The organism is Christiangramia fulva (assembly GCF_003024155.1).
Taxonomy (GTDB): Bacteria; Bacteroidota; Bacteroidia; order Flavobacteriales; family Flavobacteriaceae; genus Christiangramia; species Christiangramia fulva.
Genome location: NZ_CP028136.1, coordinates 785,589 through 800,400 on the forward strand (window position 1 = coordinate 785,589; position 14,812 = coordinate 800,400).

Sequence of the window (14,812 nt, forward strand, 5' to 3'; positions counted from 1 at the left end):
AAGTCAAAACCTAGAAAATGTTCTTGATCCATTGTTTTACCTATGTTCTACCTCAGGAAATAAAAAAAGGCTTCCGATTTCTCGAAAGCCTTGTCTTTGCTAGTAGCGGGAACTGGACTCGAACCAGTGACCTTCGGGTTATGAGCCCGACGAGCTACCTACTGCTCTATCCCGCGATGTATAAATACAATATCTTTTCAAAGCTTCGGGTTATAATCCCGATGTGCGGACTTTATTCTGAGCTTGCCGAAGCATACTGCTCTATCCCGCGATATTGGATGGCAAATATAAGACAGAAAAAAGGATTCTTCCAAACTTTTTAAATATAAATTATTGTGAAATCCAGCTAAGGGCTTCCAGCCTGTCTGCAAACTCAAAGGTCCTTAAATCTGATTGAATAAAAAGATCATTGAGGTCCATTAATTTATTTAACCAGGAAATATCTGAAACAAAGGCCATTTTGGTGATCTTTCCTGAATTTTCAAATTTAAAAATCAGGTTTTGGAAAACCGGAAGGAGATCCACATTATTGCCGGGCATTATCTCGCAAAACAAATTAATTTTTTCATTTTCTTCAAGTTTTTCCCGAATAAGACCATGCAATTCTTCCAGGTATTCAGAAGTAACATCCTGATCGATCATGAGCCCTACCACATGACCTGCGAGTTCAAAGCTTGTTGCCATAATTTTCTATATAAACTAAAATTACGGAATTTTACGAAAGACCTGAGTACATATCGCTGTTTTATTGCTCAATATTTTGAGCCTCAAATTGAATAAGTTCCTGATCTTCAAAACGAACATGAAATTCAATAGGCCGGCAACATACCTCGCAGTCTTCTATATAAGTCTGCTCCTGGACTGAAGGATCCAGTAAAATCGATATCTCCTCCCAACAATATGGACACTGAAAAAAATGTTCGTACATAGCTACAATTCTACGTTAAGCAGTTGCCCTGTTAATTGCAGTAGCTGTAATTCAGCTAATTTGGCATCATATTTAGCAAGGTTCAGGCTCGTCCTCGCATCCAGTAAGTTGATCTGTGCCTGGCGGAATTCTATAGATGTGATCCTCCCAAGTTTATATTGTTCTTCTGAACGCTGGAAATTATTTAGGTTGGTAGCAACGTTTTCTTTCTGAACTTTCAGAATGTAAAGTTTATTTTCATAATTGCCCAGGGCATTGGCGATATCCCGTTTTACTTCCAGTTCCAACTGTTCTTTAAGCAGTTCCTGATTCTGATAACGAATCTTTGAATTCTGGATCTCCACGCTCGTCCTACCGGAATTAAAAATATCCCAAACCAGGCTTACACCCGCCGAAAGACCATTCGTGGTTGTGGTAGATCCCGGAAAAAAGGCCGTGGCAGCACTTCTGTTTCGGTTCCAGCCATGAGAACCATTTAAGCCAATAGCCGGAAGATAGCCCGACTTACTGATCTTGATTTCATATTCACTGATGGTTAAACTTTTTTCGGCCTGCAGAAGCGAAACATTATTCACATCTGCCCGACTTAAGAAATTTTCCAGTTCAAGGGCAGGAATAAAATTTACGGTGGTATCGACGCGAAATTCATTAGCTGTGATTTCACGGTTCAACAGGACATTTAAATCACGTTTGGTATTTTTAAGCCGTTGCTGCATTTCAATCAGGGCAATACTATCATTATTTACATCAACCCTTGCATTGAGGACCACAAGTTTGTTTGCCTGCCCATATTGAAACTGGTATTTTGCCCGGGTCACACGATTCTGGGAAATTTCCAGGGTTTCCTGCAAAACGTCCATATTTTCAGTTAAACGCGCCACTTCATAATAAACGCTCATGATCTGCAATATGCTGTTTTCGATAGTCTGCCGGGCTTCCAGCTGTGAAAGGTCATATTGCTCTTTCAAACTTTTATAATTATAAAAACGACCAAGGCCATCAAACAAGGTATAATCCAGGTTTATGGAAGCATTGTATTGATTGCTTTCAATATTGTTCTGCTCAAGAGGATCGTCATTTTCGGGTTTTGTGAGCCTGTCGTTAAGCGCATAATTCGTTCCTGCCCTTCCCGTTAAGGCAGGCAGATATCCCGAATTTAAAATACTCTGGTTATTTTCGGCAATATCTACATTATTCCTTGCTATTCTTATTCCGAAATTCTCTTCCAGGGCCTGCGCTATTGCTTCTTCTTTTGTTAGAACAGGAGCCTGTGCCCATCCGGCAGAAAAGCATAAAAAAGCAATAATGAAGATTATTCTATTGTTTTTCGGCATGTTCATCTTGTTCTATTTTCTCTTTAATTGCTCGTTCCATTTCTTCACGAGAAGGTTTTTTTCCTGTTTTTAACCATTTTCCACCTACTTTTATTCCGTTGCTTATGGATAATAACAGCGGAAGCAGAAAAAGTGTAAGCACGGTTGAGATAGCTATTCCGTATGAAATTGAAATCGCCATGGGTTTAAGAAATTGGGCCTGCCTGCTTTTTTCCAACAGCAAGGGTGCAAGACCCGCGATAGTCGTCAGCGAGGTAAGGAAGATCGCCCTGAATCGTGAACGTCCAGCTTCATAAAGCGCCTGTTTAAATTCCATGCCGTCTTCCCGCAGAAAACTATTGAACTTCCCAATTAGCACCAGCCCGTCATTAACCATGATCCCAACCAGAGCGATAATTCCCAAAGCGGAAAGCACATTAATAGGAAAACCATGAATCCAGTGGCCCCAGGCAACACCAATGATACTAAAAGGGATCATTATCATCAGCAAAAACGGCTGACTGTAACTTCGGAAGGTGAAAGCAATGGTCGCATAAATGAGGAATAGGATAATGGGCAATACCAGTTTCGCTGAATTGGTAAGTTTTGCGGCTTCCCTGTTCTGTCCTTCATAAGAAACCGAAAGGCTGGGATATTTTTCAAGTATTGGCGGCATCACATTTTGCCTGATATCAGCGAGGATATCGGTAGAACTGCCATTAGGATCTTCCATATCTGCGGAAACCCTTATCTCCCTCATTCCGTTAAGGTGGCTGATGGATTCTGTTCCCCGCACGATCTCGTAATTGGCGATCTCATCAAAAGGCACTCTGTTCCCCGAAGGAGTAACAATGCGCATTTCATCAAGATCATTTATAGACGACCGGTTTTCACGGTTGTATCGCACCCAAACCCTTATCTCGTCCTGGCCGCGCTGGAATCGCTGTGCCTGTGCCCCAAAGAATCCGTTTCTTATCTGCCGCATAACTTCCCCGAGATCGAGGCCCAGTGCATAGGCATTATCTTTAAGTTTCACATTGATCTCTTTGATCCCTTTAGGATCATTATCGGTTACATCTTTAAGAAGAGGATTATTTTCAAAATTTTGTTTTAGTTCTTCCTTGGCAGCCTGTAATTCGTTGAGATTATTGCCTAAAAGAGATACAGAAATAGGCAATCCGCCAAAATTTCCACCAGATCCAAAAGTGAGATTTTCCACGCCGTAAACAGGGCCAACTTCATCCCGTATGGCATTGGTGATTTCGGGAGAACTTACATCCCTTTCTTCACCGGGCAATAAATTCACCTGAAGAGATGCCTTGTTATTTCCGGGACCTACCCGTTTTATGATATTTTGAACCACTTCTTTATCTCCTGACTGGATCTTCGAGTATTTTTCATTCACCCTCCAGGCTGCATCTTCAACCATTGAAATAATCGAATCGGTGCGTTCCGGATTCACACCTTCAGGCATTAAAAGATCAATGCTCACCCTGTCACTTGCAATACTGGGGAAAAGCGTGATCCTTATCACATTGCCCCCTACTGCGCCAATGGTCAGGATGAAAACGGTTAGTAAGATACCAAAAGCCAGAACCTGCTGATGCAGTACAAAATGAAGTACGGGACTATAGATCTTGTCTCTCATGAAATACATGAGCCTGTCTCCAATTCTGTTTATGCCCCTCATTTTTTCAAATAAGACCGCAATACCCTTTTTCGGCTTTTCATCGGGTTCACGTTTTTTCAGTGCCTTGGAATGTGCAACGTGGGCCGGAAGGATTATTAAAGCTTCCAGCAGGGATATCACGAGGGTTAGAATAACCACCGTTGAAACTTCTCCGAAAAATTCTCCAATTCGGCTATCGAGAAACAGAAAAGTAGAAAAAGCAAGTACCGTGGTTATAATTGCAGAAATGATTGGAGGCACGACCTCCATGGTTCCATCAAGGGCCGCTTTAATAGGATTTTTGCCCATCGCGGAATGCTGATAGATGTTCTCAGCAATAACGATCCCGTCATCGACCAGGATCCCTACCACGATGATCATTCCAAAAAGGGAAAGCACATTGATAGTCACTCCTAATGAACCGGCAAAAATGAACATTCCAAGGAAGGCAATTGGCAAACCGAAGGCCACCCAGAATGCAAGCCGTGTATTTAGAAATAAGGATAAAAAGAAAAGGACCAACAGCATTCCCATCAAACCATTCTCGACCAGAAGTCGTGTTCTCTGGCCAAGAGTGATAGAAGCGTCATTCACCACATCCAGCTGTACGTTGCTGTGCTTCTGGTTGAAATTCTCTATATAATCATTTACTTTTTCGGCGGTCGCTAAAAGATCTTCGCTACTGGTATTGCTAACCGAAACATTCACAGCCACATTTCCATTGAAATAAAGAGCATTGGGCGTTTCAGAAAACTGGTCCCGAACCCTTGCGATATCGCCCAATTTCACGATTTCTCCAGTGGTATTGGATTTTAGAACTATATCATTGAGTTCATCTGCATAGTAGGCGCGGTTATTGGCGCGTATCAGGTAATCTTCGGCTTCGGTCTTTATAGTTCCCCCGGTAGAAAGAATGTTCGAATTCCTCACCGCCTGTGCCACCTGTTCAAAAGTGAGATCATAAGCGAGAAGATCATCTTTGCTTACCGCGATCTCGATCTCTTCCTGCGGAAAACCTGAAATACTTATTTGCGAAACCCCGTCAAGAAGTCGAAGATCATTTTCTATTTCCTGGCTAATTCTTTTTAAAGTTGCCAACGGTACATTCTCGCCGCTAACGGCGAAATTGATGGTTTCCCTGATGAATTCCTGTTTTGATACTACCAGAGGTTCCATTCCGCCAGGAAAGGTCGGCACCCGGTCCACCGCATTTTTGACTTCGGTAAGCATCACGTCAATATCCTCATCCTGTTCGATCTCAACGGTAATAGATCCTCCGCTTTCACGAGCTACCGAGGTGATCCTGTCTATTCCTTCGAGTCCCTTCAGGTTATCTTCAATCTTCAAAATGATACCTTCTTCAATCTCTTCAGGAGCTGAACCCGGATAGTTGATATTGATATTAATGATCGTAGATTCCTGTAAAGGGAAAAATGAGGATTGCATATTCAGGATACCGATAATTCCGAAAATGACGAACGCCATGATCACCACATTAACGGCAACCCTGAACCTGATAAAATAATTGATTAAATTCCTCAAGATTATTGTTTTTTAAGAAGATACCTTTGTCCCTGTACTTTTACCAGCATACCTGAATAAGCTCCAGGAACGTTCGCAGACAAAATTCGGGTACCGTCTTCCAGACCTTTTATCACCACGGTATTATCACCAAAGAAAACAGGGTTCACATTTACAAGTTGCAAAGTGCTGTCTTTAACCACAAATACTTTTGACCGTTCAACCAGTAACTCCCGGGGAATTTCTATGGCATTCTTCTCATTTTTGGCATCCAGATGCGCTTCCAGATACATGCCTTCACTCAGCTCAGGATTGTCAACACGTATAAAAACCCTGATACTCTGGGTTTCCTGATTCACCTTGCCATTGATCCTGCTCACCGTTCCCTCATAGGTTTTAGTGCCTTCGAGATTTGAAAGTTTCACTTTTTCTCCTATTTGAAGCAGATCGCCAAATTTTTTAGCTACGGAAACCTCCAGTTCATAAACACTGGGATCGATAAACTCCCCGAGTTTCTGGCCTGGCCTGATGAGCGTTCCTCTATTGACAAGTGCTTCAGTAAGAATTCCGTCAAAAGGGGCAATAATAGTATATTTTGAAAGCCTTTCTTCCAGATTTTTAACATTGTAATAAGCTGAAATTATTCCGCGGCCGGTAATAAAATATTTTTCCTGTTGCGAAGTGGTTTCAGGAAGCGGCGGAACCGGTTTAGTGATATCGAATGTATTGAGATATTTTTCCCATTTCTGGAAAGCATCGGGATAATCCAGCCTGAGATCAGGCATTATGGAGGTGATCTTGTTATAAAGATCACTTTTCGCCGACTGGACGCTGGCGCTGTATTCTTCAGAGTTGACCCCTAAAAGTACCTGCCCTTTTTTATATTTCTGGCCGGGCCGAAAATCCTTGCTGCTGTACTTGAAAATTCCCTGTACCTCAGAGTAAAGCTCCAGTTTATGAAGAGCAGTTATATTCCCGTTAGCCGGCAGTACAATGGGAATGGTCTTATTTTTAACGGTATCAATAAATACACTTTTTACTGTTTTTTTTACCGGCGGCGCTTCCTTTACGTTACTGTCTATGATCAGTTTTGCTCCAAAAATCGCAAGAATGACCAAAACGATCCCCAGGACTGACAGAATGATATTTCTTTTTTCCATATTATTAATAAGACTGATTAGAGTCTATTTGGTTTAAAAGCTTTTCAATATTGAAAAACTTCTACTGTTCCAGTTGAAGTTGAAGCTCTTCCCATTCTTCCATCAAATTTTCAAGCTTCTTTTTTGTTTTATTATAATTCGAGAGAAAATCGGGTTTTGTGGCAACCGCCTGATAATTCTGTGCCAGCTCTTTGTCTTTTGCCTTAAGTTCTTTTTCAAGTTTGGTGATCTTCGCTTCTGTTTTACTCAGTCGGTTTTTTAAGCGTTTTAAATCCTTTTGATCTTCAAAAGAAGTTTTTTTAGCTGAAGATTTATCTTTTACCGTTGTTTTTTTATCGGCTTTCTCCACCTGTCTCATATCCTGAAGTTTGCGCTGTTCCAGGTAATAATCTATATCCCCCAAATATTCCCTGATCTTATGGTTTCGGAACTCATAGATCGTTTCGGTAAGTCCCTGAAGGAAATCCCGGTCATGCGAAACAAGGAGCAGCGTTCCCTCAAAATTTCTGAGCGCTTCTTTTAAAACATTCTTAGATTTAATGTCGAGATGGTTAGTTGGCTCATCCATTACCAGCACATTAAATGGCTCCAGAAGCATCTTGCAAAGCGCCAAACGGTTCCTTTCACCTCCAGAAAGCACTTTTACCTTTTTTTCGACCTCGTCACCTCTGAAGAGAAACGCGCCCAGCATATCCCGTACTTTAGTGCGATTGCTTTCATTGGCGGCATCTTCCATGGTTTGAAGAACGGTTTTTTCTCCATTCAGGTAATCAGACTGGTTCTGGGCGAAATAACCAATTTGGACGTTATGTCCCAGTTTTAGCTTTCCATCATGAGGAATCTCGCCTACGATGATCTTGGCCAACGTAGTTTTTCCCTGTCCGTTCTGGCCCACAAATGCGATCTTGCTCTGTCGTTCGATCAGTAGGTTTACATCACGCAGCACCTTTTTATCACCATAAGATTTCTCCACGTGTTCCGCTTCAATAACCACTTTCCCCGGATTTACCGAAACCGGAAAGTTAACGCTCATCACCGCATTGTCATCTTCATCAACCTCAATGCGGTCAATTTTATCTAATTTTTTCATCAGCGACTGCGCCATGGAAGCTTTGGTCGCCTTGGCACGGAACTTATCGATAAGCTTTTCGGTTTGTTCGATTTCTTTCTGCTGATTTTTCTGTGCAGCCAGTTGTTGCTCCCTTAATTCTTTTCTGAATTCAATAAATTCGGAATAAGGTTTTCTGTAATCATAAATATTACCGAGCGAAATTTCAATACTTCGGTTGGTGACGTTGTCTAAAAACATCTTATCGTGCGAAACCAGCATTACCGAACCGGGATAATTATTCAGAAAGCTTTCCAGCCAGAGGATACTTTCAATATCAAGGTGGTTGGTGGGCTCATCCAGTAAAAGGATATCATTTTTTTGAAGCAGAAGTTTTGCCAACTCGATACGCATTCTCCATCCTCCGGAGAATGTTTCGGTAAGCTTACTGAAATCTTCTCTTTCAAAACCAAGCCCCTGCAGCACCTTTTCGGTCTCCCCCTTATAATTATAACCGCCAATGATCTCATATTGATGGGTGATCTCGCTTAGATCTTCAATAAGCTGATTGTAGCCCTCGCTCTCATAATCGGTACGAGTAGCCAGTTGTTCGTTGATCTCAGACATCCGGTTCTCCAGCTTTTTGATCTCTTCAAAAGCCTGGTAAGCCTCTTCCAGGACCGTGCGTCCCTTTTCAAATTCAAGATCCTGCTTAAGAAAGCCTATTTTGATATCCTTTTCTTTCGCTATTTGTCCGGAATCATATTCCTGTTCTCCCGCAATGATCTTCAACAAAGTAGATTTTCCGGCGCCGTTTTTCCCAATAAGGCCCACCCTGTCCCCGGCTCCAAGCCTGAAACTGATTTCTTTAAATAAATATTCCCCCTGGAACGAAACTGAAAGATTATGAATATTGAGCATTATTGTAACAAATGTAACTTTAGATTGGTGCAAAGATGCTTAAATTTGTAATGCAAAAAAAATCAGATGAATTTCCTTAAAGGAACTAAGTTATACAGCATTATAACCGGTACCTGCCCCGTATGTCATGAAGAAAGCATGTATTTTGAAGACAATCCCTATAAACTTGGGAAGGTGTTCAAAATGCATGAGCGTTGTTCTAATTGTGGCACAAAATACAAGATGGAGCCTTCTTTTTTCTATGGAGCAATGTATGTTAGCTATGCTGTGGGAATCGCATTTGCGGTAGCCGCATTTATAATTTCCTATTTCTTTTTCGGCTCAGGTCCGCTAACTGCCTTTTTCGCGATTGTAGGTACGCTCATAGTTTTTATGCCGGTGATCATGAGACTTTCAAGAAATATCTGGATCAATTTCTTTTTCAGTTATGATGAGAATGCCGGGAAAAAAAAGGCTCAGGAGCGATAATATTTTTTCGTGAACCTGTCAAGATCAGCTTCAGGGTCAAGACTTTTTTTATCCTCAATAAAAGCTATTAACTGCTTGGACATAGCTGGGGCTAAAAGCACGCCCCGACTTCCAAAACCATTACAACAAAAAAGATTTGGTCTTTCCGGATGCTTTCCCACCAAAGGCCTGCGATCAACCACTGAAGGCCGAAGACCGGCTACCTGGTCTACCACTTCAAAATCGCAATTAATTAAAGCCTTTACTTCGGCAGTAAGTTTTTCCCGGGCCCTTACAGTTGGTTCAGGAGTTTTATCATTAGGATCGTAGGTCGCTCCCACCTTGTACAGATGATTTCCAACCGGCACCAGGAAAATATTCGATTTTACAGCAAAATCAAGGTCGAGATCCTCCGCATAGATGGTCATATATTCCCCTTTATTACCCCTTAACGGAAGATAATTGAAAAAGGGGTTCTTTTTTATTCCGAAGCCTTCGCAAAAAATAATTCCAGTGGCTTCTATTCCGTCATAATGCCACTTCGCATCTTCCCTGACGAGATTTTCATATAGAAAACTTTCTTTTCTTAAACAATCTTTTTCCTCTAGATAATCCCGGTAGGCATCCAACAATGTTTCAGTATCTATATTGCCAATTCCTCTTACCCTGCCCAAAGAAAAAGGCGCATTAAGATTGGGGTTGGTATTCTTTTTTAATTCAGGATCGAGAAAAGGCTGTAAGCGCGGTTTATCTCCTGCCACAAACCAGTTATTCTGTTCTTCTACAGAATGAAATCTTCGATAGATATCCCAGTTATATATAAAACGCTCTTCCAGTTTTTGTTCCAGATCTTTGTAGACCGGAATTGAAATTTTCAGTTGCTCATCAGCTTTCCAGGCAAGGGTAAATCTTTTCAGAATTACCGGATTAAAAACTCCTCCGGCCACATAAGATGAATTTTGGGAAGCGTCATCAAAAACAATAAATCGTCTTCCTCTTTTTTCCAGTTCTTCAGCAACAGCAATCCCGCCGAGGCCTAAGCCTACAATGATATAATCGATCATGCTGCAAAGATATTAAGCCGTTGGTTAAAATTCAAGAAAATAAAAAAGGCCGCCTTTTCAGACAGCCTTCTTGCAAATAATGATTTTCAGCTTTAATAACTCCAAACATCCTGTTCGAAATTTCTTATTTGTTCTTTTATGCGCTGTGATTCCAGCAATTGCATAAATGCGTTATCTGTGATATATTCATCAATGGCGCGATCTCCGTAAACATTATCTTCCTTGTAGATCACCCCATTAAATCTTCGTGCATTCAACAAATGATCAAAAGAAATGGTTTGGGCGGTATTCCCACCAGTAAACACAAGTGCTTCGTTTAGCACTTTTCTTGCATCGGGATACCAGACCCAGAAAAGTTCCACAAGGTCTGTTTGTCCTGTATCAATAAAGTTAACATCAGGTGCCACGGGAGCAATTCCGAGTAAACGATATTTGAGTTCAGCCTGTCTTTTGTCAAAATACCAAAGCCCTCTGATATGATACTCCTGGATATCTGCTGCTCCAAGGTCACGACGATCTATATATTGCTGGTCAACCTCTTCACCCGCATTGTATTGTTCAATACCAAGATCGGTAGTATCAATTTTAGACAGGGTTGCCCGAATATCCTTTAAGGTTCTTTTTTCGTTGAAATAAGAATCGGCATAGATATTTTTGATCTTTCCCTGCTTAATAGCGCCAATAAGTACATCATAAAGCGATCTCCTGTTCTGGCCAATATTGTTGGTATCTATGGGGTAGTATAAAGGAAAATTAACTCTTTCATCAAGATCAATGATCTCCCAGGTTCCTTTAGACCAGAGTATATCACGATCTCCCACATAACCATATTCAAGAGGTTTATCTTCGCGGTCCACCCGCGCCTGAGCTTCAGATTTCTTACCAATTTCCTCAGGCGAATCGGCATTAAGGATATTAGCCTGACCGAAAGAGGCGGCTATCGTCATCATCATAAAACCATTTACTAAAAATCCTTTCCAGCTCATTGTTCTAAATTTTAATTTGTAAGTTCAATAACTACAGGAGCCACTTTTTTAAGTTTATAACTTGAATTTCCTGCAAGCTGAGCTTCAATATCGTAAATCTGTACAGATTCTCCACGACCAGCACGTCTTAAAGCAGATTTGGCTCTGTCATCCAGTCGGCTACCATTCACAATAATCGTGGGTTGACCGGGAACTTTAAATTTAAATCCGGTTACATTCAATTTAAGATCAAAGTCAAAGTCTGGTAATGTAGCTCCTACGTTGGCTATTTCAAGGCTATTACGTTGCATAGAAACCGAACCGTCCTCACCACGAATGGTTCCCACGGGTCTCGGAATATCTTTTACACGGAAAGTTTTACTGTCGGAAACCGTTTCACCGCCGGGAAGTTTTCCACTAACATTAATGGTAACTTCTCTTGCCTGAAGCGTGGTAACGTCCATTACATAACTTCCAGCTCCAGATGCAGGCCTGAGCCCCGGCGCATTAGCTGAAACATTTCCCACTCCCGGAATGGAGATAGTCATAGGGTTCTGCACCCCGCGATATACCACATTCATTTTATCAGCGGAAATTACCGCAGAATTAGGTTTGGGAATTACAGCGTAAGAACTGCTCACAGGAATTTTGACGATAGAGTCACCTTCCTGAAACTGAAGTTCTCCGGTAATTTTTTGCTCACCTACATTTCCGGCAGGAAAATTCAGCATTACCTGGCCAGCTTCAGTGCTCTCCACTTTTTTTCCGTTTATGATAACATTCTCGAACTGAAGCGTTTTGTCAACCCTTCCAAGAACAACTTTTCCTTTAAAGTTTTCTCCAGAGAAAAAAGCGGTTTTATCAGGCACTACAATAGCCTGGTAATTGGTAAGGGATACATCACTTTGCAACTGGCCGGAGAACATGGAAGAAAGTATTTCACTTTCGGTACTTTTTACATCGGCCTGAATTTGAGTAAGTTGAGTGATAGAAGCAATTAAAGGAAAGCCTTCGAATTTATATTGTAACCATGGTATTTTAGCGCCCTCAACGTTTTGAGGTTCGGTCGCAAATTCCTGTTGCACATTCACTTTTTGCGCAATAGTGTTATACCTGCTGTTTAAAATTTCAGATACACCCTCTCTGTATTGTTGGATTTTGTTCAGAAATTCTTCTCCTTTGGGAGAGATCCTTCCGCTGGCGAAGAACATTTCGTCCATCACATTTGATTTATCCATTTCCTCATAATCTGTAGGATCTTCTACAGAAGTAATAAGCTCCTTTTTGATCCCTTCGATATACTGCGCGAGGTCGGTGGATAATTCATGGATCCTGTCGGCATCTTTCTTAATAGAAGTATACTTTCCAGGTTGTTCTTCTGCTTTGGTTGCAAGTCCAGCCATCAATGCCGAATTTCTTTCGGTATAGGTCGAAGCCGTCTTGTCGAGCTTTTCGTTCATGATCCCGAAGGCCGTGAGTACCTCCTTGGACATATTTAGTGCCATCATAGCGATGAAAACCAGATACATCAGGTTGATCATCTTCTGCCGTGGCGATTGTTTTCCAGATGCCATGTCTAATTAATGCTTTTAATTTAGTTAATAATTAGACTCTTGCATTTGCAGGCCTTCCGTTCATTGCAGTAAGCATTCCGCCGTAAACATTATTAAGATTAGCCATATTTTCAGCAAGTGAATCCATCTGCGCTTTAAGTTTGCCTGCATTTTCGGCAACCTCATTATTGATTTCAGCCTGACGTGAAGCCGATTCTACCTGAGCTTTGTAAATATTGTTCAGGGTTTCCATCTGCGCTGCAGCCACACTAAGTTCTTCGCTGTATTTTTTCTGAGAAGCCATAGAATCTACGGTTGGGGCTATTCCTTTAGCTGCTCCTTCAAAATTTCTGATACTTTCTCCAAGAGAGCTCATTAGACCAGCGTCTATTCGTGCCTCTTTTAACATCTCGTCAAGTTTTTTAGAAAGCAAGCCTTCTGCCTCCTGAGCCTCTGCGAGTGCATTCTTTTTTCTTGATGTAGGTTCACCTCCGGCAAGTTCGGGATATACCAATGACCAGTCCAGTTCATCGTCTACTGGTTCAAAGGCCGAATATGCGAAAACTAATGCCTCAACACACAGACCAATAATCAACATTGCGTTACCACCCGGCCAGTGCATGATTTTAAACAGGGCGCCCAGAATAACCACAGACGCTCCAAGACCATACACCATGTTGGTCACCTTTTTTGATGCTCTTGATTTTGCCATAACTTTTGATTTAGATTTTCTTAAATGATTTAATATAGGTTTAAGTTCTGATTTTAATTCTTTTTAATTACCGGTTAGACTGATTCAGCGTAACGTCTGTACCCAGATAATCCTGCACGGTTCTGAAACCGATATAGCTTCTGGCCGAATCGGCATATTCATAATCCCTTGAGCTTACCTGAAGGAAATATGCGACATCTTTCCAGGATCCACCTCGTACCACTTTACGTGCGTCATCAGGATTATTTACCGTTGGGTTCATTGTTGACATAAACTCATAAGAGCTTGGGTCGTATGAAGAATCCACCCATTCCGAAACATTCCCCGCCATATTGTAAAGCCCGTAATCATTGGGATCGTAAGATTTGGCTTCTACGGTATAAAGCGCCTGATCGGCTGCATAATCTCCCCGCAGAGGTTTAAAATTGGCCATAAAACAACCCCGGTCATTCTTGGTATAAGGCCCACCCCATGGGTATGAAGCTCCTTCAAGGCCGCCACGGGCAGCATATTCCCATTCACCTTCGGTAGGGAGACGATAAGTAGGAACCTGAGCTTCTCCCTTTTTCCTGCGATAATCATTATGATATTTTGTTCGCCATTGGGTAAAAGCCCTTGCCTGCTTCCATGAAACCCCTACTACCGGATAATCATCGTAAGCGCTGTGCCAGAAATAATCGTTGTGCATAGGCTCATTGTAGGAATAATTAAAGTCTTTGATCCAAACGGTGGTATCTGGATAAACTGGTACTACTTCAGTACGAATAAAATCACTTCTATCACCTTTCTTTTTAGCAGCAGCCTGAATATCCATATAAGAATACTTGAATTTCAGTTTTTTAACATCTATAGTGCGTTGGCCGTTGTACACCTGATCAAGAGGAATATACATCGAATCCATCACTTCGGCATAATAAACATCTGGGTATTCAGAAGTATCCCAAATTATATCTATATCGGTATTTAATTTTCTGTTTTCATAATCATCGGTAGGACCTCCCTGACCGTAGCTATTCAGCATATATTCCTGATAAGGGGTAAGATTTTCGGGATCTGCATCAGCAAAAGCATATTCACCTATTCCATCATCCCCGGGGGTAGCACCCTGCATTTCCGCCATAATTGCAAGATTAACCCGTACAATAGAGTCTCTCACATAATTCACAAACTGGCGATATTTCGCATTGGTGATTTCGGTTTCATCCATATAAAATGAACGTACCGAAACTGTTTTTGGCGGCGCATTATTTTGGCCGGCTATATCATCATCAGATTTACCCATGATGAAAGAACCGCCCGGAATCAATGTCATACCATAAGGCTTCTCCGGATTCCACTTCTTCCCCTCCGCACCTACTAGCTGTCCACGATCGCCTCGACCACAACTCGAAAGCAAGGCCAGAACAGCAATGAGCGAAATATACTTCTTCATAGTTCTCTTAGGTTAAGACATTTTGATTTAAGGCAGTAAACCTATCTAAATATTTTTTAAAAAACAATATTTAAGATAA

12 protein-coding genes and 1 tRNA gene are annotated in these 14,812 nt (G+C 41.5%); 1 reads left to right on the plus strand and 12 read right to left on the minus strand.

The annotated features are described in order from the left end of the window. Positions 1 to 103 precede the first annotated feature (103 nt). The 7 genes from C7S20_RS03615 to C7S20_RS03645 all read right to left on the minus strand — a co-directional run bounded on the left by C7S20_RS03615 (position 104) and on the right by C7S20_RS03645 (position 8,560). Positions 104 to 176, minus strand: a tRNA-Met gene (locus C7S20_RS03615). Between the two features lie 154 nt (positions 177 to 330). Further along, positions 331 to 684 carry a SpoIIAA family protein gene (locus tag C7S20_RS03620; protein ID WP_107011196.1) on the minus strand — a complete coding sequence of 118 codons (354 nt, stop codon included), beginning with the start codon at positions 682 to 684 and terminating at the stop codon, positions 331 to 333. Between the two features lie 61 nt (positions 685 to 745). Next, positions 746 to 928 (minus strand): CPXCG motif-containing cysteine-rich protein, encoded by a 183-nt coding sequence (locus C7S20_RS03625; protein ID WP_107011197.1) that lies wholly within the window; start codon positions 926 to 928, stop codon positions 746 to 748. Between the two features lie 2 nt (positions 929 to 930). Then, the gene (locus C7S20_RS03630; RefSeq protein WP_423738326.1) at positions 931 to 2,268 is read right to left on the minus strand and encodes a TolC family protein; all 1,338 of its coding nucleotides are present in this window, start codon (positions 2,266 to 2,268) and stop codon (positions 931 to 933) included. Continuing rightward, positions 2,246 to 5,452 carry an efflux RND transporter permease subunit gene (locus tag C7S20_RS03635; protein WP_107011199.1) on the minus strand — a complete coding sequence of 1,069 codons (3,207 nt, stop codon included), beginning with the start codon at positions 5,450 to 5,452 and terminating at the stop codon, positions 2,246 to 2,248. Before C7S20_RS03635 ends, C7S20_RS03630 begins: the two co-directional genes overlap by 23 nt. 2 nt (positions 5,453 to 5,454) lie before the next feature. Then, on the minus strand, positions 5,455 to 6,591 hold the full coding sequence (locus tag C7S20_RS03640) for an efflux RND transporter periplasmic adaptor subunit (protein WP_107011200.1): 1,137 nt from the start codon (positions 6,589 to 6,591) through the stop codon (positions 5,455 to 5,457). 61 nt (positions 6,592 to 6,652) lie between these two features. After that, a complete protein-coding gene (locus tag C7S20_RS03645; RefSeq protein WP_107011201.1) occupies positions 6,653 to 8,560 on the minus strand; it encodes an ABC-F family ATP-binding cassette domain-containing protein in 1,908 nt (635 codons plus the stop codon). A 66-nt stretch (positions 8,561 to 8,626) separates the two neighbouring features. Here C7S20_RS03645 and C7S20_RS03650 point away from each other — a divergent pair, with 66 nt between their 5' ends. Continuing rightward, positions 8,627 to 9,028 (plus strand): DUF983 domain-containing protein, encoded by a 402-nt coding sequence (locus tag C7S20_RS03650; protein ID WP_107011202.1) that lies wholly within the window; start codon positions 8,627 to 8,629, stop codon positions 9,026 to 9,028. Here the strand turns inward: C7S20_RS03650 and C7S20_RS03655 are convergent. The 5 genes from C7S20_RS03655 to porK form a co-directional block, all read right to left on the minus strand. After that, a complete protein-coding gene (locus C7S20_RS03655; protein WP_107011203.1) occupies positions 9,016 to 10,071 on the minus strand; it encodes an NAD(P)/FAD-dependent oxidoreductase in 1,056 nt (351 codons plus the stop codon). The genes C7S20_RS03650 and C7S20_RS03655 overlap by 13 nt on opposite strands. 92 nt (positions 10,072 to 10,163) lie before the next feature. After that, positions 10,164 to 11,057 carry a type IX secretion system ring subunit PorN/GldN gene (gene porN, locus C7S20_RS03660; protein WP_107011204.1) on the minus strand — a complete coding sequence of 298 codons (894 nt, stop codon included), beginning with the start codon at positions 11,055 to 11,057 and terminating at the stop codon, positions 10,164 to 10,166. Positions 11,058 to 11,068: 11 nt separating this feature from the next. Beyond that, positions 11,069 to 12,610 carry a type IX secretion system motor protein PorM/GldM gene (gene porM / locus C7S20_RS03665; RefSeq protein WP_107011205.1) on the minus strand — a complete coding sequence of 514 codons (1,542 nt, stop codon included), beginning with the start codon at positions 12,608 to 12,610 and terminating at the stop codon, positions 11,069 to 11,071. A 31-nt stretch (positions 12,611 to 12,641) separates the two neighbouring features. Continuing rightward, on the minus strand, positions 12,642 to 13,301 hold the full coding sequence (gene porL, locus C7S20_RS03670) for a type IX secretion system motor protein PorL/GldL (protein ID WP_107011206.1): 660 nt from the start codon (positions 13,299 to 13,301) through the stop codon (positions 12,642 to 12,644). Positions 13,302 to 13,368: 67 nt separating this feature from the next. Next, positions 13,369 to 14,733 carry a T9SS ring complex lipoprotein PorK/GldK gene (porK, locus tag C7S20_RS03675; RefSeq protein ID WP_107011207.1) on the minus strand — a complete coding sequence of 455 codons (1,365 nt, stop codon included), beginning with the start codon at positions 14,731 to 14,733 and terminating at the stop codon, positions 13,369 to 13,371. Positions 14,734 to 14,812: the final 79 nt, after the last annotated feature.

Bases quoted from the DNA above. Each gene is read 5' to 3' on its own strand.
- C7S20_RS03620 (WP_107011196.1), bottom strand. From the start codon at position 684: ATGGCAACAAGCTTTGAACTCGCAGGTCATGTGGTAGGGCTCATGATC.
- C7S20_RS03625 (WP_107011197.1), bottom strand. From the start codon at position 928: ATGTACGAACATTTTTTTCAGTGTCCATATTGTTGGGAGGAGATATCG.
- C7S20_RS03630 (WP_423738326.1), bottom strand. From the start codon at position 2,268: ATGAACATGCCGAAAAACAATAGAATAATCTTCATTATTGCTTTTTTA.
- C7S20_RS03640 (WP_107011200.1), bottom strand. From the start codon at position 6,591: ATGGAAAAAAGAAATATCATTCTGTCAGTCCTGGGGATCGTTTTGGTC.
- C7S20_RS03645 (WP_107011201.1), bottom strand. From the start codon at position 8,560: ATGCTCAATATTCATAATCTTTCAGTTTCGTTCCAGGGGGAATATTTA.
- C7S20_RS03650 (WP_107011202.1), top strand. From the start codon at position 8,627: ATGAATTTCCTTAAAGGAACTAAGTTATACAGCATTATAACCGGTACC.
- C7S20_RS03655 (WP_107011203.1), bottom strand. From the start codon at position 10,071: ATGATCGATTATATCATTGTAGGCTTAGGCCTCGGCGGGATTGCTGTT.
- porN (WP_107011204.1), bottom strand. From the start codon at position 11,057: ATGAGCTGGAAAGGATTTTTAGTAAATGGTTTTATGATGATGACGATA.
- porM (WP_107011205.1), bottom strand. From the start codon at position 12,610: ATGGCATCTGGAAAACAATCGCCACGGCAGAAGATGATCAACCTGATG.
- porL (WP_107011206.1), bottom strand. From the start codon at position 13,301: ATGGCAAAATCAAGAGCATCAAAAAAGGTGACCAACATGGTGTATGGT.
- porK (WP_107011207.1), bottom strand. From the start codon at position 14,733: ATGAAGAAGTATATTTCGCTCATTGCTGTTCTGGCCTTGCTTTCGAGT.